A 26,652-nucleotide genomic window follows, 5' to 3' on the forward strand; every position below is an offset into this window, starting at 1 on the left:
GTCTGGCTGCCTGCTAGGATTCTCCTCTTGTTCAGCCGCTGTCCGCTCCCCCCTTCGTCGTCCCGGCGCTGGTGCGGCACTTCAAAGACGGAGACGCGATGCTCAGCTTCTGCATGATGAGCGCGTTTGAGTGCCTGGGCGAAGCCGCAGCGCCACTGGCCATCCCCGCGGCACTCCCTCTGCTCCAGAGCAGCGACAGCCAGGTCCGGGTGTGGGCCTGCGAAACGCTCGCGCTTTGGGGAAACTACAAGAGCGATCCCGCCTGGCAGTGCGCCGCGCTCGCGGGAGCATCCGCCGCAATGAGGGAGGATGATCTCGCGTATCTCCGCTATTCCCTCCACCTCTGGTCCGGGCACGATCCTGAAATGCTCCTCAGCGTGCGCTGGCTGGGCCGGCCCGCCACCGTTCCCGTGCCTGCCTATGGCAAGGCCTTCAGCGCCGCGGAGCATCAGGCCGTGCTTTCCGTGCTGCTCAAACTCTGGCCCCACAGCACCCCGCACCCCGCGCTGCGCCGCGAGATCGCCCAGCGCACCGCCGATGTCGCGCAAAGCATCACCGCCGCGCCGGAAGAGAAGGTGGCCGCGCTGCTAAAGAGCCTGGAGGCGCAACTGAAAGCCGACGCCGTGAAGGAATCCCAGAACGACTCCGCCAAGGCGCGGGAGGCGGTGGGGAAGGCGCTGAGAGCGAATTGAAACCAAAGGTATGGGTGGGTCTATGGAGGCCGCTCGTGGGCTTGATGCTGTTTCATAGCACTTTGTGCTGTCGCGAGTGGGGGCGATCTGTAAACGGGTCAATCCGGCAGGAGCAGACGCCCAGTGGCGGCGCCCTCACTCGGTGGTCCTTTTCGCGGCGGAGCCAATCCGGAAGCTTTCACAGTAGGTGTCGTCAAAAAAACGCAGAAAGACCGTGGCATGATCATATTGTGGATGCTGACCAATGAGCCCTAAAATACTCCGGAGAAGCTCCCCTTCTGTGTCCACAGTGGCGCGTTCTTCAGGTGAAACCCACGTTTCACAGGGTGATTTCATGGCCTCCGTCAGTTGATTGAAAGAGGAAGGATGGGCGATGATTCGCAACATCAGATGCTTTTTCGCAAACTCCTCCTCCACGTGCTTCAAAAAGTCTCCCAGGCTCATCTTCATGGCGCCTGGAGGCAGCGGTGCTTTGAGCAGCTCCGCGTAAGCCGTTTCAGAAGGGAACTCCGCCTCGTCCGGAGTGTCCGCCCCATGGAGGGAGCTTTCGTCTGCGGGCGCATGGGCAGCATCATGCCTGCCGCCGCAGCCCGTGCAGCATAAAACACCACTGAGCAGCAGAAAGCACCATGCATAAATCATTTTGCGGAGAGGGCTCTCTGCAGGCGCACGCGGGCCCGGGCGGTGCTCACTGCTTCGGGAGAAGACTGCCAGGAATGGGGATTTTCGTTCTGCCGTCATAGTAATGTGGGAAAAACAGGGGATTTATTTTGTTAACCCTAGCACGTTCCAGGCGAATTTGGTTCTGAATTCTCATGGCGCGGAATTCTTTATCGAAGTTGCCAAGATTCGGATAAGCTTTTGCATCGGCGGGATGTTCCACCTGCAAAAAGGGGTTTTTGTCACTGAAGAGCATCTCGCCGAGGTGTTGCAGTTCGTGCGCCACTATGCCCTCATCATCGAGATTTCGCCGAATTCGAAAGACCCCTGCCTGGTCGATGAAAGATTTGTCTCCGAAGGTCGCCCCTACTTTAATCTTGTCTGCGACAGTAGCTAGTTTGTCGATCATCATCTTTCCTGTCGGAAGTGTGTACAGCTTTTTAAGAGCCTCTACGGTCACTGGGAAGGCGGCGAATTTCTCGCAGATTATAGTCAAAGGATCTCTTTCATCTTTGGGTGGAGTGGAGCCCGCATTTTGCTTGGTAGCGTCGGTTGTCTGATTTTGCTGTGGCGCTGTTCCACCTTGTGCCGGCGGATTGGAAGCACGCACCTGCTCTTTCAGCGCTGAAATGGCTCGTTGAGATTCCTGAAGACGCTGTTGTGACGATGGCTCGCCGCCAGGCTTGGCTTGCTGCTGCGGCGTCGGGGGCAAAGACCCTCCAGGGGCGTCACGCTCTTCAGGCCTGCGGCCTCTGGTGGCAGCGGGTGAGCCGGCGACAGGAGGGCGAAAGGTATCGTCAAGGTGCTGCTGCGGGGAGGAAGGGACCCCCGGGCTGCGGCGGCTTCCAGGCGGCGCTTCATCGAAGCTGGAACTGCGAGCGATGCGGCTGGAGCGCGGCGGCAATTTGCCCTCATCTTCATTATAGCGTGGGGAAGGAAGATCTTTGGCGGAGGTGCGGGTTTGATGCCACGACCTACTGCCATCTGGTTCACGTGCATCTGAACGAGCATCACCATCATCGAACTCTCTGCCAGACGGCGGCTCGTTCTCATCGTGTGCAGTCTCTTCCGTTTCGGTCAACCAGGAAGGAAGCTCTGCAGAGAGACGGGGGCGCCCAACAGGCGTGGCGGGGCGTGTGGACGCCGGGCCGTCCGCCTCTGCCCGGGGAGGCGCCGGGCTGGCCTTGCGCACCGGGTTGGGCTGGCTGCTGGCCTTGCGCACCGGGTTGGGCTCGCTGCTGGCCTTGCGCACCGGATTGGGCTCGCTGCTGGCCTTGCGCACCGGATCCGGCAGACGGCTGGTGGGACGCACCGGGTCTGACAGATGGCTGGTGGCCCGCACCATGCCGCTGCGCGCCGGCTCCAGCATCTCTTCATCCTCCTCCTCTTCATCGTGAGGGCGTTGAACTCGGGGTTGAGGCAGGTGTGAGGAGGCAAAGAGAAAGGACATGATCAATCTCTTGGGCCGTGAATGGGGAACGCAAGCAGTTTCGATGATATTTTGTGGTATTCTGCATTCGGCGCTGGTTTCCAAAGCTCATCAATCAAAACTCTGCGCCATTCCGACCTCTGCGGTGGGAGATTGGGAGCCGGTGCAGAACTTGAACATCGCAACAATCTGGGGCGGAGGCACCCAGGAAATGGACCACGGAAGACACCGAAGACATGACCGGCCGAAATCAGGTGCCGGCTCTATTCCCGTGAATTCCGAGCATTCCGTGGTTCAAGAGGCGCACCGCAGGTCCCGCGCTTCCTCCCATCAGCGTCTCAGAATCCTCTCCTCGGCCAGCCATTCATTTGAACATGATTCGCCTTGCAGCCCACCGCCCTCGCGTATCTTCCGCGCACACCGATCCTCCAACCACGCGCTCATGAAACACCACCACCTCCTCCTCGCCCTTTCCCTGGCCGTCCTCTCCATCTTCTCCACCTCCTCCGCCCGCGCCGACTCCCCCGAAGCCATCCTCAAAGACTACCGCAAACAAGCCGCCCAGGCCGTCGAGCGCCTCAACCAGTCCCTCGAAAAAGCCGCCACCCCCCTCATCAGCAAGCTCGTAAAGGATGGAGACACCGCCGGGGCGGACGAGTTGACAAAACAGCTCAAAGACAAACTCGCTGGACAAGCTGTGCTCAAGCCTGAGGCCAGTGCCGCGAATCTCTTTTCTTTGTATGATGAGGCAAGATCCAAGGCCCTCGCGCCCATCCAGAAGTCCAGTATCGCCCGCATCGAAAGCCTGCTGAAAACTGCAGGCGGTGCCAAACTGGAGACCGTGACCGAATTGGGGAAGGCGAGAAAAGAAATCGAGGGCGGAAAGATCGTGGATCCAAAAGCGATTCCCGTTGAATGGACCTATCACCAAACTCGCGACGGCCGGCAGGATGCGGACATTTGGATGCGGCCTGACGGAGTCTTTGAGATAAACGACGGCTCAGGCCCGCAGTTTGGCAAATGGAAGCCAAAGCATGATGGATTTGAAATCCAAATGGAGAAATACACGTGGAAGGTGACTGTTGTCGATGGTGTGGGAACCATCGTTCGCGAAGTGGGAACCCGTTACATGAAAGTTAAAAACAAAGACGCCGAGCCGTGATGCTCAGAGGTGTCGAACGCGCTCTTTGGTGATCCAGTGCTCGAACATTAATCTTTCGGCTTCACCATCATGTTCCGGTGGTTCCCTGAAATTTTTGCGCAGCCAATAGTGGTGCATTCCGGTGCGGTGCTTGCTAAAATGATCGAATCCAACCAAATGAACGACATTTACACCATGGGACAGCAGCCACGCGGTAATTACCAAGCCACTTGATGGTAATAGTGCCTTTTTGGGTGCGTCATTTCGCACGGAAAAGCTTTTCAACTCTGCCAAAGTTTGATCGAAGAAATGTCGAGGTATCCCCCAAGCTTCTTTAACAGGGATTTCGAAGTTTTTAAGCTTGTCTCCATGGATATAAATTGCTGCGGGAGGAACCTCACTTGCGTCCCGCGGTTTGCTGCCACGCCCAAATGTGCTCCACAGTGTTGTTTTGGTTCCTGTGTGTTTCTCGAAGCCTTTGATTGCGTAGGTGTTAAAACGCAAAACATGATCAAATGAATCAATGAGCGAACCTTTTTCCCCGTCAAGCATGACCGAAGGGCCGTTGCCTACAAGAACTATGCTTTGATTGGCTTCTACCGGGCATCCTCCTCGCCAAGTTGGTTGCTGTATGCAGGATTTCTCCTTGAACATCCACCAAGATGGAAATTCATCGGCTTTGGCTTCATTTGCGTCCGAGGTTAAAAATAAGTTTAGGGAATGCTTGGCGGCAAATGAATCGACAACATTCTGAGTTTTGGGCCACTTGGGATGATAGTCATGTCCTGAAAATATCCCGCCCTGTTTCAATTTGGGCCACCATTGTTCGAGAGTTTTTCCGTTTTCCTGACCGGCATGTGCGTAGCCATCGATATAGATGAAGTCTAGAGTTTCATTTGCGAAGAGGGGTAATGCTTCTTCAAAGGTCATGCGCAAAGGAATGCATCTCCCAGAGCCTGCAAGAGCTAGGCGCTCGGTCGCCCTTTTGTATTCAGTCAAATCATGATGGTCATTCCAACGATCTATGCTCCACAGGCGTTCACACGTGGAAACATTGAGAATGGTTTCGGAAAAATGGCCTGCAGCCACTCCAATTTCGATTCCTTGACCACGAAATAGTTTGGCGAGTGAACGACGATTTTTGTGTTTCATTTAGAGCGGCGGCGTCGGTGTTGGTGTTGGAGGCGGTGGCGAGACGGAAGGTGACTCTGGAGGAGTTGGCGTTGGGGTAGGAGTTGGTGTGGGAGGCGGTGGCGAGACGGAGGGTGACTCTGGAGGAGTTGGCGTTGGGGTAGGAGTTGGCGTGGGAGGCGGTGGCGAGACGGAGGGTGACTCTGGAGGAGTTGGCGTTGGGGTGGGAGTTGGTGTGGGAGGCGGTGGCGGGACGGAGGGTGACTCTGGAGGGGTTGGCGTTGGGGTAGGAGTTGGCGTGGGAGGTGGTGGCGAGATGGTGGGTGAAGTCGGAGGTGTTGGTGTCGGAGTTGGGGTTGGGGTTGGCGTCGGCGTCGGCGTCGGAGTTGGTGTGGCAGAAAGAGGTGGAGAGGCAGTGGGCGATTCTGGAGGTGTTGGTGTCGGCGTCGGCGTCGGCGTCGGCTCCGCCCCCCCACCCAGCGTCACAAAAAACTCCTCCCAAAGCGCCCCAATCGCCCCCATCATCGGCGGCGGCACGGCCACCTGCAGGTTGATCAGGCCCTCGTCATACTTCACCCAGGGTTGCGCGGGCTGGCGGATGATCGTGTTTTTCTGCCCGATCCCGTGGGTGGTCTGGATGCCATCCTGCGACACGACCCTCTCTGTGGCGAGCCAGTGATCTACAGGCGGACCGGAATAGTCAGGCTTCATGGCAAACGGATTCAAGTTTCAGGTTTCAAGTTTTAAAATTCAAAGCTCCCGACCGCCGCAGCTTCACTGGAGATAGATGCTGGATGCTAGATACTGGATGCTGGATGCTGGATGCCAGATAAACGATGCCGCTCACTGACTACTGCCCACTGACTACTGCCCACTGACTACTGCCCACTGCCCACTGCCCACTGCCCACTGCCCACTGCCCACTGCCCACTGCCCACTGCCCACTGCCCACTCACTACTGCGCCGGCGTCCCCACATTCTCCCTTCCATCCACCGGCGGATAAGCCTCCACGAGCTGGCGGAAGTACATCCCGCTGATCTGGTAGCGCGAGTCCTCGATCGTGTGCTTCTCCCAGTCCGTCATGTTCGTGGCCGGGTACTCCTGCGCCACCAGGTCCCCGCCGATCTCCACGCCCTGCGTCCCCGCGCCAAAGACCACCTTCCCGCTCGTCTGCACCTGCGGAAAGCGGCAGTCCGGGTGCAGGCAGTCAGGGAAGCCGCCGCTGATGCCATCAAACGAATAGTGGATGCTGTCCGTGATGGGCGCCGGCGTGTGCGTCTTCGCAAACGGCCGCTCCGCCAGAAACCGGCTGATCTTGTGCCACGTGGGGTACACCGCGCCGCGGCGGAACTTCGTGCGCTCATGCAGCCGCTTCCCCTCGTGGAAGGCGCCCTGCGCATCCACCGCCGTCAGCGGCAGGCTGCCCTCCTCAAACCAGAGCTTGTACAGCACGGTGGGCCAGTCCTTCGGCCGCAGCACCCACTCCACATGAAAGGGCGTCTTGCGCTCCAGCGGCGTGCGCGTTTTCCCAAAGGTGAAGCTGCGCTTCTGAAAGCCCGCCTTCGCGGCGTGCACCAGCGTGTAGCCCTGCAGGCTCTCCGGCACGGCCTCGGCCTTTTTGATCCACTGCGGGCAGTCGCTCCACAGCACCACCTGGTTCAGGAAGTCCGGCACCACATCGTGCACGCCCTCCTTTGCCGTGATGGAAAAGGCGCGCTCGGTGGGGTTCGGCGTGTCCACCCAGTCAAAATTCGCATTGATGGAAGGCATGGCTGGTTATTCAGAGCGGGGTTGGGAGCCGACACCGAGGATGTCCGCCAGACGATAGTGATACACCAGGCCGTTGCTGCTGGTGTAGCCGCGCCAGGTCACCGATTTCGAGTACTGCCGCGGCAGCGTCCCCGCCGCCTCGTCAGACAGAGTGCCCTCCGTGAACTCCATCCCCGCGGTCACCGCCGTGCCTGAAGTGGCCGCGTATCCCACGCTGCGCAGGCCGCTGACCAGCCCTGGGTAGGTCAGTTTCACCGAGTTTCCCAGAATGATGTTCTGCCCGGCCGGAGTGTCGCTCTCCGCCGTGGTCTGAAAAATGTTCCGGTAAGGCTCGCTCTTCTCGTCCACCAGCGTGTCTTCAAACTCGCCGGTCCAAAGCGGCACAAAGCCGTCTCCGCGGCCGCCCTTGAGGTAAATGTAGGTGTCTGTGGGTGTCATGATGTTAGGTTATGGTATTGGGCCGTGTTTTCTGGTGTCAAGGTTCGGATGAAAGAAGAATCTTCAGCAGCGCCGCGCAGCCGCACTGCCGGCTCACCGCCAGGGGATCATACCGGCCGTCCGCGGTGTATTTGCCGCAGCGGTACTGGTCCGTGAAGCTCCACAGGTAGGGGCTGGGCACGCCGCGGCGGCGGTAGCCGGTGCCGTTGTAGTTTTCAAAGGCCGCCAGCGCCGCGCCCGGGCTCCAGTCAGCCAGCTTGTCCAGGCCGTCGCAGATCAGCGCATCGCGCGCAGACTCCTCCCACGAGAAGGGCGGCTGCCCCAGGCGCGGCCTGCCCTTTGGCGCCTGCACCGTGCGCGCCGTCAGCGGGTCGCCATTGTGCAGGTGCTGGTGAAAGCTCAGCCCGCACTCCAGCGAATGAAGAATGCCCGGCACCCACCACGGCATGGTGCCAAAATGCGCCGCCACCGCCTCATAGCGCGCCCGGCCCGCCAGAATGCGCTCCGCCTCCGCGCGCACCTCCTCCACATGCTCCGCCTTGATGGCGCATGCCTCGAATTGATCAGCGTAAATGTCGGATAAGCCGCTCATGGGTTCAAGTTTCCGGTTCTCTGTTCTCTGTTCAGGGCGCGTGCCTTGGAGTTCCTGGCACACGCAGCGGCTCACTTCCCGCTCAGCAGCGCCTGCTGCAGCGCGGGCAGGTTTTTCAGCTCCTGCGCGGTGATGGCCGCCACCGCCGCACCGCTGCTGCCGCCGGAGATCAGCAGCGCGCCGCCGCCCGCTAGCAGGTCCTTCTCCACATCTCCCAGGATCTGCGCCCGCACCGCAGGCGTGTTCAGTTTCAGCGCCGGATCAGCGCAGGAGGCCAGCCCCATCACCGCCGCAATGACGGCCGTGATGAGAATGAGTGCATGGGTTTTGGTCTGTTTCATGGTGTTCGTTCTGTTCTTTGTTCTAAGTATTGTAGTCCCGGCTTTAGCCGGTCCGGTTCTGCGTTCGTAGTTCGGGCTTTAGCCCGTTCTGGAGTCCGGCAAGCAATGTCAGCTCGCGAATTTACTGTTGTTTTTAGAGTATGGTGAAGTGGTAGGAAGTGGTAGCGTTTGATCCAGAAGATCATTCTCCTTGATCCCCTGCATCAGCGCCTCAAAACGCGCGCCGCGCTGCAGCCAGGTGGAGTGCCCGCAGGAGTCATCGCTATGGTCCAGCGCCACCTCCGGAAACAGGTGCGCAAACTCCCGGCCCCGCAGCCCCAGCGAGCCGTACCCCAGCCCCAGCCAGCCCAGCAGCGGCCGCGTGGCCCGCGCAAACCGAAGCGCGCCATCACTCCGGCTGCCGTAGATGTGAATGCGCCGGATCAGCCCCTCCCGGACCGCATCCGCAAAGTCCTCCTCATCCGCCGCCGGAGAAATCAGATGCGCCGCATCGATCTCCGCCCCGCAGGCCTCCAGCACCCGCGCGATGAGGTCGCAGCCGTTGCTATGCCCCACCAGCACCAGGCGGTAGCCCGCGCGCCGGTAGTAGCCCACCTTTTTGGAAATCTCATCCGCCCGCTGCCGCTGGCGCACCCGCCGCAGCAGCGCCGAGCACGCATACTCAAATTTCTCCGCCACCACCCCGTCCGACAGCCGCGTGTTGATCCACGTCACAAACCGGTCCGTCCACCCCTCCGCGTCTCCCGGACAGGTGCGAATCCCATTGATGGCGATGTAGCAGGTGCGTTTCATTCCGCATCTCCCTGAATCAGTTTGGCCGTCAGGTCCTTGATCACCCCCGTCTGCAGGTCGATGATGATCCTCCTCAGCTCCACCCGGTCCGCCTCACAGCGCGAACTCGCCGTCTCCAAAGCCGAAATCCGCGCCTCATACTGGTGCGCCAGCTTCCGCGCGATCAAATACACCGCCACCACCAGCAGCCCCGCAAAGCCAAACTGCTGCAAGAGAGTGTTGAAGAGAGTTCCGTCGTTCATTGTTGAATGGGTGATTATGACCACCAGCTGCCACCAATCATGGAGCCGTGGAAGTTCGCAGTCTCTCCCCCGCCAGGAGCGAAGGCCGTTTCAATGAAGACGCCATAGAGGGTGCCTGCGCTGCCAAGATTGCCATTGTTCCCTGAGCTGCCGTTCGAGATACCAGATCCACCGGCCCCTCCTGTGCCTGGACCGCCTCCATAACAAATGGGCTGCATCCCGAGGATGGTATTGCGCATCGTGATGCTGCCTGCCGTCCCGGCGTCTCCGCCATCCCCGCCATTGCTACCGTTGCCGCCCTGGACGGACACCGCGCCAGAAAATCCAGGCGCATGCCAGCGTTCACCGGCGTTTGTGGTGAGAGCGTGAAGCTCACCGTCTGCGTTTTCACGGTGCCGGTGATGTCTTCATTGTTGCGCACGCGGCTGACGTTGAATTCGAATTGCATGATAGGTATTGAGGTGTGGGTTGAGGTTGAGTTATGAAATCCAGGCGTCATTCAAACTGGAGAAGCGGAATGGCAGGCTCTCACCGTCACCACCCGCGCTGCCACAATGGCTCCACGTCCCGCCGATGGAACCGGGGGAACCATCTGTTCCATTGTTGCCTGGACTCGCGCCGCCAGAGCCGTATCCGGCCGTGCCGCCGCTCCCTGCGGAGCCCAAAGCACAGCGCGCCACGTCAACACTTGACCTTACGAAGGTGATCGTTCCGCCCAAACCTCCAGCGCCACCGTCGCCACCGCTGCTTGGCGACATGGAATAATCCAGGCTGTTTCCACCGTTGCCGCCGTTTCCACCGTTGCCGCCATTTGCATAGACCCCGCCAGTAACAATGCAATCCTCAATGAGGATTGTTGCGCCGTTGCCACCGGCCCCGCCCACACCGCCCTGCGTGGTGCTGTCTGACGTATAGCTCCAGCCGTCCCCGCCTACGCCGCCATTTCCAGGACTGAAGAAGGCCCCACCGGTGAGGGAGATGCCAGATATGTTGACGGAAAGCGCCGCTGGCGCACTGCCACCGTTACCACCCGCTGTGATGTTGTCGGGGGCTCCGACCCCAGCAGTGCCGTCCGGCATCGTGAAGATAAACTGCGTCACGGTGATGGAGTCTTTGCCATTGCCTCTCACCGTGATGCTTTCGCCTCCCGAAAAACCCGTGATGCCGATGGAAGAAATGGTGCTGCGGTCTTTCCCCACGCCGTTAAGGCACACGTAGGCAGCGGCCGGTTGCAACGTCAGTGGGCCAAATGTGCCCGAACCGATGTTGAGAATCGGCGCGCCTGCGGCGAATGCCGCCTGAACGGTGAGGTATGGCTTGGAGGGATCACCCACAGCTCCAGTGGAATCATTGCCTGTGCTGTCCACCCACGCTTGGTAGCCCAGATTGATGCTGGAGCCCCCGCCTCCTGCCGGCGTGTCAAAAGTCAGCGCCCCATTGCTGTCGATGCCCGTCACGTACTGCCCTGCGCTGCCGGCATTACGCTTTACGCCTCCAAGAGTTGATGCGCCCGGTGCTGGGAGGTGGGTGTCTGGCACCTTGGCCGAGGAATCGAGTGGGCATACGCCGCTGTCCGCGCCCTTCTCGGAGGAGTCCAGCTTGCCGCCGACAGCGGTGGACAGGGACGAGATGCTGTCGGCGGCCGTGTCGATTGCGGCTAGCCCAGCATTGATCTTGTTGCGGGCGTCGAGTCCGCTGTCGCCGTTGCTGATGGTAGAGAGTGACATGGTGAATTAATCGTTCCAGGTTGATGAGTCCAGCCAGCTCCCAGAGTCGTTCCAGGCTCCGTTTGCCAGGATCCACACGGGTCCGGACGAAGGCATGGCGCCCGCACATAGGGAGAGACTGAGTGAAATGGCGGTCATTGTTTCCAGGTATGATGAGGGGGGCTCATGGCACAGTGAGAAGAGTGAGGGTCACCATCTCCTCCGTGTCCCGCTTAGAGCCGTGTTCGGCGGGCACTGGCAGCAGTCCGGCATCCATCATCTGCTCCCGCGTTTTCGCCAGATCTCTGAAGTTCAGCGGCAGCGCCTCGTGCACCACCAGGCGCAGACCGCGCCTGGCGTCCAGCAGCCCCAGTAGATCGCTCAGCGCCGCTTCAGGCAGCAGTCCTTCATCCAGCCACGGCCGCATCAGGCCGGAGACGCCCCCCAGCTCCGCATCCAGATGGATCACGATGCTGAACCGTGTGTCGATCTCCAGCCAGCAGTCCCCATGCACGTCCGTGAACAGAGCAAACGCCCTCTGCGTCTCAGCCGCACGGCGCGGCCCCGGCGGATGCGCCAGGTCCAGCAGCCTCTCGCACAGAGACACCGCCAGGCCGGATGGAATGTAAACAGTCATACGTGGTGTGGGTTCAGGTTGGGTTGTCTATGTCAGAAAGAGGCCGCGGAGCCCGGCGCGCCGCGCACGGCTCAGGCCAGCTCATTCAGTTTCGAGGTGTAAAAGGCATGCAGCTTCATCGACTTCGCCAGTTGCTCCGCCGCCTCCTCCGCCTTCTCCACAAGGCCGATGGTCCTCATGGCCTCGCCAGAAAGCGTGAGCGAGTAGCACTCAGACTCGATGGCCTTGATCGCCGTTTCAATGATGCTGCGTTGTGTGGCTGTGTCGGGTTTGTTCATGGGTTCACGTGATGCTTAGAAATTCAAAGTGAGCTCAGAGAAAGCGAGGGCAGCCTCCAGCCACCCAGCTGTCCCGCCCAGGTCCCTCACTCCGGCCCTCGCTCAATGCTGGTATGAAGATGACTGCGTGCATGTGAGAAATTATGGGACGACGGTGAGCACACCCGAGTTCGAGTAGATGTCACCTGTTGCCAGGCCGGAGGAGGAGGTGGGTAGCCCGGTGATGTTGATCACGCCGGAGGCTTTGATGGTCATGCGGACGGTGCCGTCACTCATCAGCGCCAAATCCCGAGCCGTTCCGCCACCCGAGCCCTTCATGGTGCCAATGCGGCAGGTGTTCGCCGCAGTCGTCCAATCAACCATAAATCTCTCGAAAGAGGTCGATGATGTGTAGGTGTTATATACCGCCAGCGAAAGAGCGTTGGCATTTGTGTTGTTGCGGACTTCCAGCAGGCCAGTCGGGCCGTATAAACTCGGCCCGGTGGATAAATTGAAACCCAGGCGTCCACTGGTAGCGACCATGATCTCCGACCCATCGCTCCAAATAGCTCCGGTGACTCGCACGAAGCCATCGTTCCGCACAAGCATCTGGTCTATGCCTGCTTTTTGGAGATTCAGAAGATTCCCCCCGAATCCGGTGCCGCAATTCACGGCGAATCCAGTGCCGGATGCGCTTCCGTTGAAAGTGGTCGCTCCGCTCTGTTGAATCAGCACCTGCGCCACTGCACTGGCTGTGCTCGTAAGCCACGCCCCGTTTACCAAGAACGCCGGAGCCCCGGAAGCTCCAGCGGTCGCATTGGTCTGTTGTGCCGTAAACACATTCGCCACCCCCAGCAGCGCCGCGGTACCCGTGGCCGGCACCGTCAGGTTCCCCGCCAGACTCACCGTTCGCGCCGCATCATTCACGTCAAAGCTGAGCGTCCGCCCCGCCGTCAGCGTCCCGCTGTGCGCCAGCGTCAGGTCATACGCCCCCGTTCCACCATTCAGCAGCCCCAGCGCAGTCGTTCCCGCCAGTGCGCGCCCCGTAAAAAGCTCCGTCACCGTGATCTTGCTCCCCTTGCTCCCCGCGCTTGCGGACACGTCCAGCACAGGAAGCAGATCATTGCCCGCCAGAGAAGCTCCCGTCAGTGCCGCTGCGGAGGCGATGGATAAGTCAGCCATAAGTAGGTTCTAGTTTGAAATTGTCAGTCCAGTTTGATGAAGAGAGCCGTCTCCCACTGCATGCCCCGGCCCTCCTCCCACTCCCACACATCCGCCGCGCCGCCCGGCGTGCCGTCACGCGGCGTTTGGGCCAGAGGCAAAGCCAGTCCCAGTGCGATCATAAGTTCACAGCGCCACGATGTTGGTAGCCGTCGTCCCCGTGTCATTCACACGGGCCGTCGCGATGGGCAGCACCGTCCCCGCCGGCACCGCGGCAAAGGTCACCGCCACGCCGTTCTCATTCACCGCCACCACATCCCCAGCGCCGCCCACATACAGCGCGCGCGCCGGCCCGCCCTTGATGGCCAGAGTGTCAGAAGGCGTCACCGCCCGGAAGGAATCATTCGGCACCATCTCCTGAAGGGCTCCAGGAGTGGACTGTGGATCAAGCTGAGTGCGTCGTTGTGCGGATGGCATGGCGTGCGTGGGGTTTGGAGTGGAAAAATGAAGAGTGAAGGGTAAAAAAGGCAGGTGTGGAAGTCAGAGCGCGGGTTGCCGAGCTCTCACATCGCCGTCGTGCGGCTCACCTCGTTAAAGTTCGTCCCGTCAAAGATGAAGTGGATCACAAAAACCTTCCCGCTCGACGTTCCGCTCGCCAGTGTGCCAGTCGTCTTGAAGGCCGTGCCAAACGTCAGCGTGTAGCTCGAGCTCCCGCTCGTCGTCACCACCAGGTAGTACGCACGCCCCGCGATCGCCCCCGTCGTCACCGCATTGATCGTCGCCGTGTGCGCAGGCGTCAGCGTGTAGGCAGACACGCTCGAGCCCGGCGTCACGCTGATCGTCGTCGCTGAGGTCAGCGCACTCGTCGCCTGCAGCCCCACCGTGCCGGAGCCATTCGGAATCGTGATCGTGCGGTCCGCCGTCGGGTCCGTCACACTCACCGTCGTCTCATACGCATCCGCCGTCGCCCCCTCAAAGCTCAGCCCGTTGCTCGCGCCCCACACCCCATTCGCCGCATCCGGCGCATTCGTCGCCAGCGTGGAGAGAAACACCGTGCCCGAGGCATTCGCAAACTTCACGCTCCGGTCCGCCGTCGGATCCGCAAACGCAAACGACGTCTGAAACCCGTCAAACGTGCTTCCCTCAAACACCAGCGCCCCGTTCCAGGCCGAAACCGCGATGCTGTTGTCCTTGCCCACCAGAGCGTGGCTCGTCAGCGCCAGGGGTGGTGCCAGCGGCGGCTGCTCGGAGCCAAAAATCTTCCGCAGCATCACATCCACGCTGTCCGCCCCCAGGGCTGTCGTTGCGATGCCGGCGGCGGCGGCAAAAAATATGATAAAATGCTTCTTCATGGTATTCGGTTTGTTTGGGTGGTCTTGTCTTCGTTGGTTCCTTTGTCCTTGAAAAATCTGGCCCTCACTCCGCCTCCGGCGGTTTCAGCCGCGTGGTGCCTCGCCGGGCCGGCCCCTTGTTCGTCCCTCCCCCAGGGCGTCTCAGGTGCCGGTCCCGGCTGAAGCATTGGATTTCGTTGGTCACGTCATATCTGCTTGGGCCCGGTTTTCAGAATGCCAGCGATTTCTTTTTTATTTTTATTTTCACATCGCACCCGCCGCATGGGCCCCGGCCATCATACCAGCCCCTGGCATCTGGGCTCCTGGCGGCATGCCTCCACCGGGTGCAGGCGCGCCTCCGGCGCCCATCCCAGGCATCGCCCCCTGTGCGTCCGTGTCCGGCTGCTGCTGCTGTTGTTCCTGCTGCTGCTGCTGCAGTGCCATCAGCGCCTTCAGCTTCTCCGCCTCCTCCGGAGGCAGCAGTGGCAGGCAGTTCTCCAGCGTCACCACCGGCTTGCGCACCATTTCTTCAGCATTGGCAAACTCCAGCGCCTTCAGCGCCTGCACCACGCCTACGCGTGCGCCCGCTTTGTCTGTCTCTGGCAGGCCGGCGTAGGCTTGTTCGAGCTGCATCATCACCTGCGCGCCCTGCAGCTTGTTTTGGTTCTGCTCCTGGGTCAGCAGCATCACCACATCGATGTCCAGATCCCGCACATGCTCCGGGGAGATCTTCACCAGCTCCTTGTTGTGCCCTTCTCCCCACACAAAAGCCTCCTCGCGGTCAAAGTTCGCGTAGTGAAGTTTCACGGCGTAGGCAAAGGCGCGCCCCTTCGCGCGGCGCAGGCGGCGGATGGGTTTTTTCAGCAGCACCGCCGCGCGGCTGATGAGGGACTTGATCCCCGTGGCGGTGTTGGACTCGGGCACGGCGGAAAGATCTCCCTGGCTGGCGTTGGTGATGCCGCTGCGCAATTGCGCGAGCTGCATGCCGGTTTGGAAGAGCTCCATGCTGCGGTTGTCCGCGTCCGGGAGCTGGGCAAACTCCAGGCAGTCGGCCAGCATCTTGCCGGCTTTGGGGCGGAGGGTTTTGCCGGGGGCGATGATGATGGGGCCGCCGTCGTCGTCGGAGAGGAGGTTTTCTTCGTGCACGGCGGTGAGGGGATTGGCGTGCATCTCGTTGCGGAAGTTCACCTGGTTCCAGAGGTTGTCGGTGGCGGTCTGGAGGTAGGCGTATTTGGAGAAGAAGCCGCGGCCGTAGAGGCGGTGCGGCACGGGCTCCCAGACTTCGCAGGTGATGGGGAGCTCCGCCTTGGGGGAGATGTTGGCGAGGTAGTCGGCCCAGATGATCCAGTCTTCGTGGGCGGGGGGGAAGACCATGCAGACGCGGGCTTCTTTGCCGGTGCCGGTGATGTCTGCGCGGATGTAGGCTTCGATGAGGCGGACGCGGGTGTTGAGGAGGCGCTCGGCTTCGATCTCGCCGAGGGGTTCTTCGGCGGGGGGGCTGGTGACGGTGGCGTCGGCGGTGCGTTCGCGCTGGGCTTCTTCGTCGGTGGTGGTGCGGGCGTCGGCGCAGCGGGCGAGGCGGATGGCGTCTTCTTTGCTGAGGTGGAAGCGGCGCATGGCTTCGAAGGTGCTCATCTCCACGGAGAGATAGACGTTGGTGTGGCGGAGGTCGAGGTGGGGGGCGTCTTCGCGGAAGGTGATGTCCTGGTAGTGGATGGGGATGGCTTCGACGCCCTGGCGGAGGAGGGTGTGGCGGGTTTCGTAGGCGTGCTTCCACTCGAGTTTTCCTTTAAGGGGTTGTTGCAGGTTTTTGACCTGGGCGTCGGTGGTGATGTAGTTGCCGTGGGGGTCTTTGACGGGGGCGCCGTCGGCGTGGAGGCAGGGGGTGTGGGCTTCGTGTTCGTCGATCTCGGTGGTGTAGAGGGTTTTGGTGAAGCATTCGCCGAGGGTGACGGCCTGGTCGATGCCGAGGCACTGGGCGTCCACGTAGCGGCCGTCGCGGAAGGTCCACTGGAGGTGGCGCTGGATGTCGTCTGCGAGCTTGGTGTCGGTGCGCTGGACGGGGGTGGCGGCGAACCAGGGTTCTCCGCCGTAGATGTCCTGCTCGGCCTGGGCGGCGGCGAATTCGGCGAGGGCGGCGACGATGTTGACGGAGTCGTTGGCGATTTCGAAGATGCCGGCGGGGTCTTCGAGGTCGAGCTTGTCGCGCCGGGCGCGGGCGCGGTGGTCGAAGATGTCCTGGGCTTCCTGGGACCATTTGAGGCGGTTGGCACGCCACTGGACGAGGGAGGCGTCGTACTGGGCTTTCTGGGTGCGGGCCCATTGGACGAGGCGTACGGCGCGTGTGCCGCCATCGGCGGCGAGGGCGTCTTCGAGCGGGGTTTTGTGCTGCTTGCGTACGAGCGCGGCCTTGGCGCGGAGCGCGGCGACGGCGGCGACGCTGGGCGGGCCTGCGGGCGGGGCGGGAAGGAGGGCGGTGGGGGTGGCGGGGAGGGTGTGGGGTGAGGGTACGAGGGGCATGGTGTTGATGGGAGTTGACGGTTGTTTACAGTTGTTGACGGTTGTTGACGGTTGTTGAAGAAGTTGAAGAAGTTGAAGAAGGTTGGTGGTTGTTCTCGGTTCTCGGTTCTTGGTTCTTGGTTCTTGGTTCTTGGTTCTTGGTTCTTGGTTCTTGGTTCTCGGTTGCTGGATGCCGGTTCTTCGCTGAGGCTTCGAAGGGCGGGCTGGATGCTGAGGGGGGGGTGGGTGGCTTGGGTGGGGTGTGGGTGCGGGGCTTGGCGATGTGGGACTGCGATTGGCTGGGCTTGCGGTTCTGTGCTGTGCTGCGCTGCTGGGCTGGGCGCTGAGGTGCGTTGCTGGGACGTGAGGTGACGTGATGTGCTGCTGTGCGGTCCTGGGCGCTGGTGGGCTCGGGGCTGCTGTGCTGTGCTGTGCGCTGCTGCACGCTGCTATGCTGCGCTATGCTATGCCCTGCCTTCCGAGTTCCGCACCGCGTCAGGCCGACGGGTGATATGTGCTTGGGCCGTGATTTGGAAGCGCAAGTGGTTTCTTAGAAACGCGCATTTTCAAGCGAGCTCGTTTGAGCCGCTGGTATGCCGATCAAGTCCCTTGGGGAGAAAGAAAAAGCTTTTCGATGAAGGCGGCAAACTTCTCGTCGCGAAGCGTGGCCAATGGCCTGACGATGCCGTCTTCACCCATGTAAAGGACTTTCTCGAAGACATTGCCGGTGTGAGAGCGGCGGCTGGTTTCGTGCTTTTCGGAGAGGCGCGTGTAGGCCTGGTTGACGCTGCCTGGGCGCGTGTCTTCCGGTTCACCTGCACCAAGGTCGCACTCGCAGTCACAGAGGGCGGGCTTGCGTGTGCCGCGAAGCTCGAGCATGAGATCTTCCTGAAGCGTAAACGGCGCGAAGAAGGTGGCATGGTCCATTGGCACTTCGAGGCTGACCTGCTGCCTCCGCAGGATTTCCCGATGTACGGGGCCGTCCTGTCGCATGTGGGCAAAAAGGGTGGTCCCTTTTTTCAAGAACAACACGGTCTCAACGGTGTTGAGGCGGGCTGCGAGATCACCGTCTACCAACTGACTGTCCTCACACACAAGATCCACGACGGAGCCATCCTTGAGCTGTGGCATGGCCATGTTGTGAAACGGCACGAGCACGCCTTTGTGCACCTGCATGGGAATCACCACGCGTTTGGCCGGGCTCAGGGAATCGTTTGGAAAGTGCATGGTTGTTTAAGTGCGTCGTATCCAGTCCTGGCCGTCTTTTTCGAGGCTCCCATCACGGAGGAGGCCGTTGATGAGGGAGCGGGCTTGTTCGTTGATGAGGTGGCCGGTACGGCGGAAGCCGAGCCAGCGGGAGAAGAGGCGGATGGCCTCATAGCGCTCCAGCCAGACCTTGCCGTTTTGGTTGATGGCGGCGAGGAAGAGCTCCTTCAGGAAAGTGCGGTCATAGTCGTCGATGCTGCGGCAGTGCAGAGAGAGCTGGCCGCCTTCGTTCTGCAAAATGCCGCGCCGCACGGCGGTGCGGATGTCCCGATCCAGCACCTCGCGGATGCGGCTGCCCACGCGCTCATAGCCCAGCTTTTGGGCGATCTCCCGCCGCGCCGTTTCACGGTCGCGCTCTCCGCCAGAGCTGAAGACCTCGCGGATCACGGCCAGCACGTCGGCGCGTTCCGTTTCGTCCACGGGCACGCTGGTCGCGGCCTTGGGTTCCTCCGGAGTGGTGCGGGCGTTCCCTTCGGGGCTGCGCAGCCTGCCCGCGGGTTTGGTTGGGATGGCAGCCTCAGGGGCTGCCCGGGCTTTTTTTGCGACGGGCAGCTCTCCCTCCACGTTGAAGAGTTCGCCGGGCAGCCAGGCGGGAGCCGAGGCCGGCGGCGGCGCAGGCGGAGTTTCCTGCACAAGAGTCTCGGCAGACGGCGGCGGGAGTTCATAGGCGGTCGCTGCTGGCGTGTTGGCTCGAGAACGCTTGCGGGCCGGTGCCCCGCCTCGTGTCGGTGCCAGGGCTGATTCGATGAGGGCGATCTCTTCCTCCGTCAGGTCAAACAAGCGGTAAACTATCTCGTCGATCTCCGCCTCAAGCACCGCCAGCGTCTCATCATCCCCACGCTGAGCTGCCGCTGCGCAGGCTTCGGCAAGTTGGCTCAGGCGTGCTTTGTCGGTGGCCTTCGCAGGTGGGATAGGCAGTTGGCGCGTCTCCTTGAGGACGATTTTTGGAAAGTCATCCCGATTGGCTACATTTGAGATTGCAAGAAAGTACCAAGACAAAGCTGCCGAATTTAAAATGCTTAATGTAAACCATGCTTCATGTTTTGTGCCCGATACAAGAATGCTCTGCATCGACTTATTCGTAATAAAATCTGTTTCGACTAAGCAAGCTTGAAGCCGTAACTGTCGGCTAATAAGCTCACGAAGAAGAATTCGATGACCTACAAAATATTTCTCGGGTTTATACTCTGCCAATGTGTTGTCATATTGGATAAAAGAATCTTCTCCAACGTTGTATCGATAACGTCTTAACTCGCCATTGAATGCGCGCCGAGAATTCTTAGGCGGAGGCTGTTTAGAGAGATGAAACGGAGTTACGCCGCGCTGGATATCGGCAAAATCGGAAAGGTTTTTGCCTATTTGACGCATGCGCTTTACTGCGTTGAGACCGATGGGGGATGCGTTCGGGAGATATTCATCACTGTTATTGGAGAACCAGCTTATAAAATCGGAAGTCCAAGTCTCTTGAAAGAACTCTGAAAGGGAGACCCTTTTTTGTTTGCGCGGAAATCGTTTAATTTCTACTGAGCATTTGACAGAGCGAGGCCACGACAAGGAAGTGGGACGCTTGAATGCTCCAAAAATAGTTGTATCGACCCAGGCATCCTCAAACACGTCGTAGGGGAGGAGGACAATAAAAGTCGGATCAGAGTGTGCCGCAAGGTGACGGCGAAGAGCCGAAGATTTTGGGGCAGAATACCAGCCTGTGGGTACTATAAAACATAGGTGGCCCTTTTCACGGCACAGTATCGTTGCTAGTTCTAGGAAAACCGCAAAGGTTTCGGGACTTCCGCTCGCTACTTCATACCTATGATTGATCTGGGAACTTTGTTCCGGAGAAAGGGTGGCTCCATATGGTGGATTTGCTATAACAATATCAAATCCACCATTGGCGAAAACTTCACCAAAATGAAGCTGCCAGAGGAAGGTCGGTTTCTGATCATCATCGAACCACGCACGCAGTTCATCGAGTCTGCGGTCTTGGTGCTCAGCTTTCAGTTTGGCGGCGTTGTTGATGAGTTCCAGCCGGTGACTGAACTCTTTGAGGCCGTTATCCAACTGGGCAGCACGTTCGGCATCGCCTGCGATCAATCCCATTTCATTGCGCAGCCAGGTAAACTCTGCCATGGCCACCTCGGCGAGGGCGCGATAAAGAGCAAAGCGGGCTGCACGTTTTTCGGGCAGTTTCTGCGCGGTGAAGAGGGCGGCCTTGGCGGCGATAAGTGACTGGATGGCTCCATGGGTGCGTTTATCGGCAGCGTTGACTTTGCCCAGATGCACGGGCTCTCCGCGAATGTACTCAATGAGCGAGTCTGCGCGGTGGATCTTGTAGTCGAGGTTGGGCAGGGGGCGGGGCTGGTCTTCGTCCACCACGAGGGCGAGCCAGAAGCGGAGGCGGGCAATTTCGACGGCACCGGGATCGAGATCGACGCCGTGGATGCTGTTCTGGATGATACGGCGTTTGAGCTTGGCGCGTTCCTCGGGGGTGTTCAGTTCGAGATTGAGCGCGAGGCGGGTCCAAAGAATCTCCTGCAGCAGGCCGATGGGGAAGGCGCCGGAGCCGATGGCGGGGTCGCAGATTTTGACGGCGTCCAGCAGCTCGGCGATGCGCTTGGCGTGCTGGTGCACGAAGCCGTTTTTCTCCAGGCGGGTGAAGTCCTTTTCATTGAGAAGCACGGAGAGTTCTGCGTTTTCTCCCAGATGGGTCTGGAGGTAATGCAGCAGGCTCTGGCGGGCCATGTAGGCGACGATGGCCTTGGGCGTGTAGTAGGCGCCTTTGTCTTTGTTGTCCTCCAGGAGGTTTTCAAAGATGTGTCCGAGCATTTCGGGGTCGATGCCGACCTCGTGATCCTCGGGGTCGTTTTCATCGATGGTGAAGTGGTACTGGCCGAAGAATTCGAGCAGGGTGCTGAAGAGATGGGCGGGAAAGTCCAGTGCGTGCAGCGGGGCTGGGTCGGTCTCGAACAGGCCGCCGTTGAGATAAGGGATGCGGGTACCCGTGGGCGGGAAAACATCGCCGGCGCGGTCGGGCTGGTTCAGGGCCTCAAAGAAGAGCGGGATGAGCCAGCGGGAATGGAACTGGTCTGCCTGTTTTTTGGATGCTGCGAGGGCGAAGTAGCTGGCGAGGAAATCGGCGTCTCCACCGGTCCAGGATTTGCCGCCGGCCTTGCAGCCCATCCAGCCTTTCTTCTGCAGGAAGTGCAGGAAGACGAGGCGGCCTAGCAGGCGCTTCACAAAGTCGCGCACGGGCTTGTCTGCCTTGTCCTGCTCCGCCTTGTCCTTGTGTGTGGCGATGCCGAAGGCGGCGCGGGTGGCCTTGGCCTTCTCCGGGGAGAGGAGGTGGGAGACGAATTTTTCGTAGTGCTCCTTGTACTGCTTGAAGAAGTCCTTGTTGAGCCGCTCGACGGAGAAGGCTTTTTCAATGTCCTCCAGTGTGAGCTGGGGCCCTTTTTCCCGCAGCTCCGCCAGACGGCCTGCGGCGGTTTTGCAGGGTTCATTCTGCCCGAGGAGGAAGGTGTAACGGCGCGGGGCGGTCTGGGTGCTGGTGATTTCCAGCGTGTCGTCATCCATCTGGCTGCGCTTGCAGGCATAGGTGAGACGCCAGTCCGGCTGGCCGGGCTGGTGAAAGACGGCGAGCACGGCGGTGGTGCTGGCTTCATCGATGAAACGCGCGACGAAGTTGCGCAGGGCCACGCGGTTGCGGGCCAGTTTGATCTGGTCCGCGACCTGAACTTCTAACAGGGCGATGGTGCTGCCATCAGGAAGCTCAATGCTGCCGATCTGGTGGGTGCCTGTGACGAAGTCGCAGGTGGCGATAATGACCTGAGGGGACTGTAAAATTTGCAGCGTGCCGCTGGGGAGGATGTCCTCAAGGATGGTGCGATAGGTGTCCCGAACGTAAGGCTGCCGCAGCAGCGGCTGGAGGGACATGGATGGAGGCATGGATCAGCGGGTGGAGAGAGTTTTGAGATCGGCACGAGTGAGAAGCTTGTCATCTGAGGTGACGAGAGTCAGTCCATATACTGCTGCGGTGGCAGCGATGAGGCGGTCTGCGGGATCTCCATGAAAGTCGTCCGGCCAGGTGTAGGCACGCAGGGCCACGGCGGTGGTGATGGGGAGAAGCTTCACACGCCCCTGCGGCATGGAGGCAGTCACCCAGACATCCAGCGGGAGGTTTAGATGAAGCCTTCCCTTGTGGTGCTTCTGAGCGACTTCCACGATGCTCATGGGCGAGAGGCCGACGGACTGCTGAGCATTGAGCAACTGCCGCACTGAGGTGCTCAGTTCATGGGGTTGGTGGAACCAGCGAAGCCAGGCGTTGGTATCGAGCAAGTAGAGCATGGGCAGTGCTGCAGGCTAGGCGTGGGTCTCTGGAAACTCCTCCCACTCTTCCGGTGAGAAGGCGGGGTCTTCCAAGCTGCAGCCCTCTGCCAGGGTGTAGCCTGCTCCAGTGCCTGCCCAATCTGCCAGGGTGCCGGTGTTTCCGGTGGGACGGGAGGCGGGGGAAAGGTAGGCCACGATGCGGCCATCCCGCATGAGCTCGATCAGGGTGTGGTTTTGCTCCACGGCCTGGAGCTCCTCTGCCGCGTGGGAGAGGAAATCTGGGAGAGTGATCTGCTTGATGCCCATGAACAGAGTCTAGCGGGTAGGTGAAATGCCGTCAATGGGCTGCGAAGGACTCGGAGAGGATGATGGCCGGGGCCAACTCGGCGGTGGAGAGGCCGCCGCGGGCGTCCTCCACTTTCTGGTCCGCGCTTTCCTGCAAGGGGTAGCGCTGGAGGATTTCGAGGGTTTTGTCCAGCAGCACGGAGGCCTGCAGGGGCGCCTTTTTGTGGGCCTTTTCCAGGGCATTGAGGTCACGCTGGAGGCGGGCGAAGGTGGCGCGCTTGATAGCCGTCTGCGCGGCGCGCATGATGAACTTTTCCTCCTCTGCGGCGAGGGTGGGGTGATTGATGAAGACGGCGAGAAAGCGCAGGGCCTTGGATTCATTGGGCCCCATCTGGTGGTCCACCACCTGGCCGATGGCGGCCTCCTGATGCAGAGTCTCCCGAAACTGGGCGATGCCCGCATTTACATGGGCATGGTGCTGAGCGTGCAACGGCACGGCCTTCTCTCCGGACACGGCTTTGAAAATGCGGGCGGCCTCCACAAAGCTGAGCTCTTCCAGCTCTCCTTCTGCCGGGCAGTAGTAGAAAGCATCCCGGCGATGATTGCGAATGTAAGTGAGCGTAGCACCCTCCCGATGGCGGTCCTTGCGCCCGACACGGGCGCGCAGGGGGAGATTGCGAATCTCGCGGAAGCGGTCGGGGTTGTTCTTTTTGAAAGCGCGGAGCTCCATGAGGTAGGCCAGGCTTTCGTCCCGTTCCTCCTGGATTTCGGCGGCATCAAAGAGGCCGAAGTTATCCACTTCCTCATCGGTGGAGTAGATCTGGCTGTCCTCCCCGAGGGCGGAGTGGAATGCCTGGAGCTTGACGATGGCTTTTTTCTTGAGCTCGATGTCTGCATCCACCTGGGCGGTGGGGAAGAAATTGTAGATATGAACGCGGTCCGAGGTGCTGCCGATGCGGTTCACACGGCCGATGCGCTGCATGAGGCGGGTGGAATTCCACGGGGTGTCATAATTCACAATGACATTGGCGCGGTGGAGATTGACACCTTCCGCAAGCACCTCGGTGGAGATGATGATCTGGTAATCGTCGGCCTGCTCGTCTGGCGGGACATTGGCATCAAAATTGGCCCGAACCATGGGCATGCGGTCTTTGCGCGAGGCAGAGTCGATGGTGAGGATGCTGTCGAAGCCGCGCTTGGTGAGCTGGTGCTTGAGGTAGTGGGTGGTCTCCTTCGACTCTGAGAAGACGACGAGGCGTGGCGAGCCCGCCTTGAGCTTTGCGGCGTGATTGATGTCCGGAGAGAGGAGATCACCTTTCAACTGGCGCAGGAATTCATCCAGCTTTGGGTCTTCGTGCACCTGCTGCCAAGAGGCGACGAGTTCGGTGAGGATTTCGAGGTCTTTCTTCAAGCCAGGGAGGAAGGTGGGATCGAAATCCTCGGTGGTGCAGATTTCCAGCGTGGGGTCTGACTCCTGAAGCTCCAGAATTTTGGCCTCCAGCTCGTCCTCGCGCTCTTCAACGATGTATTCGGAGACATTCAGGCTGGGAGCGATGAAGATCTTGCCCTTCTGGAACATGGAGACCATGGCCCAGGTGGCCTGCTTGAACCGGACGAGGGACTGTGTGAAGGCGTGGAAGCTGCTGTCCAGCCGCTTTAGCAGGAGCACCTTCATGATGCGCGCCAGCTGGGCGGAGATGCGGTCGGCGTTTTGATATTTGAGCTTCTTTTCCGGCACCAGATGACCGATGGCGCGATAGCGATTGTAGGAGAGCGCCCGGCTGAGGCAGTCCAGAGTGCGATCGTAAAGGAGATCGGTGGAGGGAGAGAGGACGTAGAGGAGTTTGTGGGGAGGGAGAACCTTGGGGAATTTGATTTCCTGGGCTTCGAGATCCTTGGCATAGAGCTCATGCTCCAGCAGGTCCGTGCGCGTGCGGCGGATAGTGATTTCTGTGACGACCTTGGTGCGAATCTCCTCGTAGATGCGTGCGACCTCGACTCGTGCCGCTTCGGGTGTAGGCAGGCGCAGGGCCTGCTCATACTCCTTTTGTCGGCGCGCGAAAAAGTGCTGCAGGTTGCTGGTCTCCAGCGTGGAATCCTTCAAGTCCTGAAACAGGCCGATGAGATTGCGGATGTCCATCGGACGGTTGTTCAGCGGCGTAGCCGAAACCAGAATGACCTTTTTGCGCGCCAGCAGATTGTCTTTCAATCGGCGGCGCGTCGGCGTCTTGCAGATGCGCTGAAGCTCATCGTAGGCGTCTGCGGTGTCATTGCGAAACTTGTGGGCTTCATCGACGATGACGAGGTCGAAGCGGTCGGGCTGGCGGATCTTGTGCAAGCTGCCGCTGCTGTGAAGCTCGACGAACTGCATGTCGAACTTGTCCAGCGTGCGCTGCCAGCCATCCAGCAGGGCTGGCGGGGCGACGACGAGTACGCGAGACAGATGGGCGGGGAAGCCATTGTGATAGAAGAATTTTTTGGCAATGAGCACGGCGATGATGGTCTTCCCAAGACCGACGACATCCGCCAGGAAAAAGCCGTGGTGCTTTTGCAGCATGAGGAAGCCCTGCTTCACTGCATCCATCTGGTAGGCGAGGCGCATGAAGCCATCGGGGAGGTCCGTCTCACTGTTTGGGTCATACTCAATGGCCGGACCGAAGAACTCGGTGAGGAGCTTGATGTAGATATCGAAGGGGGAAAGGTCGTCGCGGAGATGGCTCTTCTGAGTGATGTCAGCAACAACCTTGGGGAGAACATGCACGCCTTCGGTCCAGAGCTTTTCAAATTCCTCTGACGCGAATTTCACATCGGCGAAATCGTGGGAGAGGACGTTGAACTCGTAATTGCTGCCGAGCTCTTCGACACCGAGGCCTGCGCCGGTGAGATTGGAAGAGCCGGTGATGACAGCGCCTGCCTTGTGCTCATTGAATCCCTTGGGGATGAACAAATAAATTTTGGCGTGGAGGCGCTTGGTGGGGTGAGCGCGGATCTCGATCTTTTTGGATGCGACATCCTCGGCAAACTGGCGAATGCCTGCCTCTACCTCCGGAGAATAGCGGGCGGAGGCGATGTCTGATGAAAGGCCTTCGCGAAATTCGCGCATGGCGCGTCCGGCATCTGCGAGGAACAGCCGCCCTTTCTGGTGGTACTGCTCCATGATTTCATCCACATTGATGCCGACGAGGAGCCGGATTTGAGGCACGTTTTCGAGGTGAGGGCGGATGGCGAAATAACCGGAGGAACGAAGATAGCCGATGAGGGCATCGAAGCGCTCAATGTCAGGATTGTGCCCGAAAATGCCCGCGAACTTGTTGAGCAGGGTGTTGTTTCCTGAGTTGGTGAAAAACTTGGTGGACATTGGGCGGGCGGCTGCCGCTTTTCAAAAGCTCTTTGTGCGGCGGATACATCAAAGCCGGGAAGGAATCTGATGGCAAGCACTTGCGCCGAGGGGTGGTGGTTTTGCACACTTGTCGCCAAGGAGAGGGCGAAATCCGGAACGGGCTGCTGCGAAGCCGCGGAGCGAACCCCGAACTACGTATGGGGACCGAAGCGGGAGGCGGCTGTTGCGAAGCCGCAAAGTGAACCCGGGACTGCAATACCGAGACCGGAGGGGGCGAGGAGGCTTTGCGGGTGGAGAAGGATCGAGGACGAGTTCGAGTAGGAGGACGAGGACGAGTTTGAGCCTCCTTCGCTGAGGCTTCGTAGGCCAAGGTTGGGGGACGAGGGGCTTTGGGGTGGGGATGGGGGTTGCGGGGGCGCGGGTCGACGGACAGGAGTGTCCATCGTACTTCTGCCGGAGGGGTGCTTACTGGCTGAGGTCTCTTGTGGGCTGATGATGATGCTCCGGGCTCTGCTGCTGGTGCTCCGGGAAAAAGGGAGGAAGAGGAGGAGCCTCCTTCGCTGAAGCTTCGTAGGCCAAGGTAGGGGGACCCATTCTTCGCTAAAGCTACCTTCTTCG

The 26,652-nt window shown here is 60.2% G+C and carries 25 protein-coding genes; 3 read left to right on the forward strand and 22 right to left on the reverse strand.

All coding sequences use genetic code 11. From position 1 onward, the window contains the following. The first annotated feature begins 98 nt into the window (after positions 1-98). Entirely contained in the window at positions 99-692 is a 594-nt protein-coding gene (locus ACILSQ_RS25950) for a hypothetical protein (protein ID WP_395746597.1), read from the forward strand. Positions 693-827: 135 nt separating this feature from the next. Here the strand turns inward: ACILSQ_RS25950 and ACILSQ_RS25955 are convergent, their stop codons facing one another. Then, positions 828-1,142, reverse strand: coding sequence for a hypothetical protein (locus tag ACILSQ_RS25955; protein ID WP_395746598.1), 315 nt, complete (start codon positions 1,140-1,142; stop codon positions 828-830). 238 nt (positions 1,143-1,380) lie between these two features. Next, the gene (locus tag ACILSQ_RS25960) at positions 1,381-2,802 is read right to left on the reverse strand and encodes a hypothetical protein (protein WP_395746599.1); all 1,422 of its coding nucleotides are present in this window, start codon (positions 2,800-2,802) and stop codon (positions 1,381-1,383) included. On the opposite strand from ACILSQ_RS25960, the gene ACILSQ_RS25965 reads away from it, so the two are divergent. Further along, complete coding sequence (locus tag ACILSQ_RS25965; RefSeq protein ID WP_395746600.1) at positions 2,801-3,943, forward strand: hypothetical protein; 1,143 nt, start codon at positions 2,801-2,803, stop codon at positions 3,941-3,943. The two genes, ACILSQ_RS25960 and ACILSQ_RS25965, sit on opposite strands and share 2 nt — an antisense overlap. A 3-nt stretch (positions 3,944-3,946) precedes the next feature. Here ACILSQ_RS25965 and ACILSQ_RS25970 read toward each other — a convergent pair whose 3' ends face one another. The 7 genes from ACILSQ_RS25970 to ACILSQ_RS26000 form a co-directional block, all read right to left on the reverse strand. Then, positions 3,947-5,074, reverse strand: a complete 1,128-nt coding sequence (locus ACILSQ_RS25970) for a glycosyltransferase family 29 protein (protein WP_395746601.1) — start codon at positions 5,072-5,074, stop codon at positions 3,947-3,949. A 934-nt stretch (positions 5,075-6,008) separates the two neighbouring features. Next, on the reverse strand, positions 6,009-6,824 hold the full coding sequence (locus tag ACILSQ_RS25975; RefSeq protein ID WP_395746602.1) for a hypothetical protein: 816 nt from the start codon (positions 6,822-6,824) through the stop codon (positions 6,009-6,011). A 6-nt stretch (positions 6,825-6,830) separates the two neighbouring features. Continuing rightward, complete coding sequence (locus ACILSQ_RS25980) at positions 6,831-7,262, reverse strand: hypothetical protein (RefSeq protein WP_395746603.1); 432 nt, start codon at positions 7,260-7,262, stop codon at positions 6,831-6,833. A gap of 37 nt (positions 7,263-7,299) precedes the next feature. After that, positions 7,300-7,854 (reverse strand): peptidoglycan-binding protein, encoded by a 555-nt coding sequence (locus ACILSQ_RS25985; protein ID WP_395746604.1) that lies wholly within the window; start codon positions 7,852-7,854, stop codon positions 7,300-7,302. Between the two features lie 71 nt (positions 7,855-7,925). Further along, positions 7,926-8,195 (reverse strand): hypothetical protein, encoded by a 270-nt coding sequence (locus ACILSQ_RS25990; RefSeq protein WP_395746605.1) that lies wholly within the window; start codon positions 8,193-8,195, stop codon positions 7,926-7,928. Between the two features lie 108 nt (positions 8,196-8,303). Further along, positions 8,304-8,987 (reverse strand): hypothetical protein, encoded by a 684-nt coding sequence (locus tag ACILSQ_RS25995; protein ID WP_395746606.1) that lies wholly within the window; start codon positions 8,985-8,987, stop codon positions 8,304-8,306. Then, on the reverse strand, positions 8,984-9,229 hold the full coding sequence (locus ACILSQ_RS26000; protein WP_395746607.1) for a hypothetical protein: 246 nt from the start codon (positions 9,227-9,229) through the stop codon (positions 8,984-8,986). The genes ACILSQ_RS25995 and ACILSQ_RS26000 overlap by 4 nt, the downstream gene beginning before the upstream one ends. A 332-nt stretch (positions 9,230-9,561) precedes the next feature. Here ACILSQ_RS26000 and ACILSQ_RS26005 point away from each other — a divergent pair, with 332 nt between their 5' ends. Further along, entirely contained in the window at positions 9,562-9,714 is a 153-nt protein-coding gene (locus ACILSQ_RS26005) for a hypothetical protein (protein ID WP_395746608.1), read from the forward strand. Here the strand turns inward: ACILSQ_RS26005 and ACILSQ_RS26010 are convergent. The 13 genes from ACILSQ_RS26010 to ACILSQ_RS26070 all read right to left on the reverse strand — a co-directional run bounded on the left by ACILSQ_RS26010 (position 9,709) and on the right by ACILSQ_RS26070 (position 26,052). Beyond that, the gene (locus ACILSQ_RS26010; RefSeq protein ID WP_395746609.1) at positions 9,709-10,956 is read right to left on the reverse strand and encodes a hypothetical protein; all 1,248 of its coding nucleotides are present in this window, start codon (positions 10,954-10,956) and stop codon (positions 9,709-9,711) included. The genes ACILSQ_RS26005 and ACILSQ_RS26010 overlap by 6 nt on opposite strands. A gap of 163 nt (positions 10,957-11,119) precedes the next feature. Then, a complete protein-coding gene (locus ACILSQ_RS26015; protein WP_395746610.1) occupies positions 11,120-11,572 on the reverse strand; it encodes a hypothetical protein in 453 nt (150 codons plus the stop codon). Positions 11,573-11,643: 71 nt separating this feature from the next. Then, complete coding sequence (locus tag ACILSQ_RS26020) at positions 11,644-11,850, reverse strand: hypothetical protein (RefSeq protein WP_395746611.1); 207 nt, start codon at positions 11,848-11,850, stop codon at positions 11,644-11,646. Positions 11,851-11,991: 141 nt separating this feature from the next. Continuing rightward, positions 11,992-13,011 carry a hypothetical protein gene (locus ACILSQ_RS26025; RefSeq protein ID WP_395746612.1) on the reverse strand — a complete coding sequence of 340 codons (1,020 nt, stop codon included), beginning with the start codon at positions 13,009-13,011 and terminating at the stop codon, positions 11,992-11,994. Between the two features lie 23 nt (positions 13,012-13,034). Then, entirely contained in the window at positions 13,035-13,172 is a 138-nt protein-coding gene (locus tag ACILSQ_RS26030) for a hypothetical protein (protein ID WP_395746613.1), read from the reverse strand. A 4-nt stretch (positions 13,173-13,176) separates the two neighbouring features. After that, positions 13,177-13,467, reverse strand: coding sequence for a hypothetical protein (locus ACILSQ_RS26035; protein WP_395746614.1), 291 nt, complete (start codon positions 13,465-13,467; stop codon positions 13,177-13,179). A gap of 86 nt (positions 13,468-13,553) precedes the next feature. Further along, positions 13,554-14,342 (reverse strand): hypothetical protein, encoded by a 789-nt coding sequence (locus tag ACILSQ_RS26040; protein WP_395746615.1) that lies wholly within the window; start codon positions 14,340-14,342, stop codon positions 13,554-13,556. A gap of 243 nt (positions 14,343-14,585) precedes the next feature. Next, positions 14,586-16,841 carry a hypothetical protein gene (locus ACILSQ_RS26045; protein ID WP_395746616.1) on the reverse strand — a complete coding sequence of 752 codons (2,256 nt, stop codon included), beginning with the start codon at positions 16,839-16,841 and terminating at the stop codon, positions 14,586-14,588. Between the two features lie 579 nt (positions 16,842-17,420). Further along, positions 17,421-17,951, reverse strand: a complete 531-nt coding sequence (locus ACILSQ_RS26050; RefSeq protein WP_395746617.1) for a hypothetical protein — start codon at positions 17,949-17,951, stop codon at positions 17,421-17,423. A 102-nt stretch (positions 17,952-18,053) separates the two neighbouring features. Further along, on the reverse strand, positions 18,054-22,016 hold the full coding sequence (locus tag ACILSQ_RS26055) for an Eco57I restriction-modification methylase domain-containing protein (protein WP_395746618.1): 3,963 nt from the start codon (positions 22,014-22,016) through the stop codon (positions 18,054-18,056). A 15-nt stretch (positions 22,017-22,031) separates the two neighbouring features. Then, positions 22,032-22,427, reverse strand: a complete 396-nt coding sequence (locus tag ACILSQ_RS26060; RefSeq protein ID WP_395746619.1) for a type II toxin-antitoxin system VapC family toxin — start codon at positions 22,425-22,427, stop codon at positions 22,032-22,034. 15 nt (positions 22,428-22,442) lie between these two features. Next, positions 22,443-22,715, reverse strand: coding sequence for a hypothetical protein (locus ACILSQ_RS26065; protein ID WP_395746620.1), 273 nt, complete (start codon positions 22,713-22,715; stop codon positions 22,443-22,445). A gap of 31 nt (positions 22,716-22,746) precedes the next feature. After that, complete coding sequence (locus tag ACILSQ_RS26070) at positions 22,747-26,052, reverse strand: helicase-related protein (RefSeq protein ID WP_395746621.1); 3,306 nt, start codon at positions 26,050-26,052, stop codon at positions 22,747-22,749. Positions 26,053-26,652: the final 600 nt, after the last annotated feature.

This window comes from Prosthecobacter sp. (assembly GCF_044227185.1).
GTDB lineage: Bacteria > Verrucomicrobiota > Verrucomicrobiia > Verrucomicrobiales > Verrucomicrobiaceae > Prosthecobacter.

Bases quoted from the DNA above. Each gene is read 5' to 3' on its own strand.
- ACILSQ_RS25950 (WP_395746597.1), top strand. From the start codon at position 99: ATGCTCAGCTTCTGCATGATGAGCGCGTTTGAGTGCCTGGGCGAAGCC.
- ACILSQ_RS26005 (WP_395746608.1), top strand. From the start codon at position 9,562: ATGCCAGCGTTCACCGGCGTTTGTGGTGAGAGCGTGAAGCTCACCGTC.
- ACILSQ_RS25960 (WP_395746599.1), bottom strand. From the start codon at position 2,802: ATGTCCTTTCTCTTTGCCTCCTCACACCTGCCTCAACCCCGAGTTCAA.
- ACILSQ_RS25955 (WP_395746598.1), bottom strand. From the start codon at position 1,142: ATGAAGATGAGCCTGGGAGACTTTTTGAAGCACGTGGAGGAGGAGTTT.
- ACILSQ_RS26020 (WP_395746611.1), bottom strand. From the start codon at position 11,850: ATGAACAAACCCGACACAGCCACACAACGCAGCATCATTGAAACGGCG.
- ACILSQ_RS26040 (WP_395746615.1), bottom strand. From the start codon at position 14,342: ATGAAGAAGCATTTTATCATATTTTTTGCCGCCGCCGCCGGCATCGCA.
- ACILSQ_RS26055 (WP_395746618.1), bottom strand. From the start codon at position 22,016: ATGTCCCTCCAGCCGCTGCTGCGGCAGCCTTACGTTCGGGACACCTAT.
- ACILSQ_RS26065 (WP_395746620.1), bottom strand. From the start codon at position 22,715: ATGGGCATCAAGCAGATCACTCTCCCAGATTTCCTCTCCCACGCGGCA.
- ACILSQ_RS26030 (WP_395746613.1), bottom strand. From the start codon at position 13,172: ATGATCGCACTGGGACTGGCTTTGCCTCTGGCCCAAACGCCGCGTGAC.
- ACILSQ_RS26015 (WP_395746610.1), bottom strand. From the start codon at position 11,572: ATGACTGTTTACATTCCATCCGGCCTGGCGGTGTCTCTGTGCGAGAGG.
- ACILSQ_RS25990 (WP_395746605.1), bottom strand. From the start codon at position 8,195: ATGAAACAGACCAAAACCCATGCACTCATTCTCATCACGGCCGTCATT.
- ACILSQ_RS26025 (WP_395746612.1), bottom strand. From the start codon at position 13,011: ATGGCTGACTTATCCATCGCCTCCGCAGCGGCACTGACGGGAGCTTCT.
- ACILSQ_RS26060 (WP_395746619.1), bottom strand. From the start codon at position 22,427: ATGCTCTACTTGCTCGATACCAACGCCTGGCTTCGCTGGTTCCACCAA.
- ACILSQ_RS26035 (WP_395746614.1), bottom strand. From the start codon at position 13,467: ATGCCATCCGCACAACGACGCACTCAGCTTGATCCACAGTCCACTCCT.
- ACILSQ_RS25985 (WP_395746604.1), bottom strand. From the start codon at position 7,854: ATGAGCGGCTTATCCGACATTTACGCTGATCAATTCGAGGCATGCGCC.
- ACILSQ_RS26070 (WP_395746621.1), bottom strand. From the start codon at position 26,052: ATGTCCACCAAGTTTTTCACCAACTCAGGAAACAACACCCTGCTCAAC.
- ACILSQ_RS26010 (WP_395746609.1), bottom strand. From the start codon at position 10,956: ATGTCACTCTCTACCATCAGCAACGGCGACAGCGGACTCGACGCCCGC.
- ACILSQ_RS26050 (WP_395746617.1), bottom strand. From the start codon at position 17,951: ATGCCACAGCTCAAGGATGGCTCCGTCGTGGATCTTGTGTGTGAGGAC.
- ACILSQ_RS25975 (WP_395746602.1), bottom strand. From the start codon at position 6,824: ATGCCTTCCATCAATGCGAATTTTGACTGGGTGGACACGCCGAACCCC.
- ACILSQ_RS26000 (WP_395746607.1), bottom strand. From the start codon at position 9,229: ATGAACGACGGAACTCTCTTCAACACTCTCTTGCAGCAGTTTGGCTTT.
- ACILSQ_RS26045 (WP_395746616.1), bottom strand. From the start codon at position 16,841: ATGCCCCTCGTACCCTCACCCCACACCCTCCCCGCCACCCCCACCGCC.
- ACILSQ_RS25980 (WP_395746603.1), bottom strand. From the start codon at position 7,262: ATGACACCCACAGACACCTACATTTACCTCAAGGGCGGCCGCGGAGAC.
- ACILSQ_RS25965 (WP_395746600.1), top strand. From the start codon at position 2,801: ATGATCAATCTCTTGGGCCGTGAATGGGGAACGCAAGCAGTTTCGATG.
- ACILSQ_RS25995 (WP_395746606.1), bottom strand. From the start codon at position 8,987: ATGAAACGCACCTGCTACATCGCCATCAATGGGATTCGCACCTGTCCG.
- ACILSQ_RS25970 (WP_395746601.1), bottom strand. From the start codon at position 5,074: ATGAAACACAAAAATCGTCGTTCACTCGCCAAACTATTTCGTGGTCAA.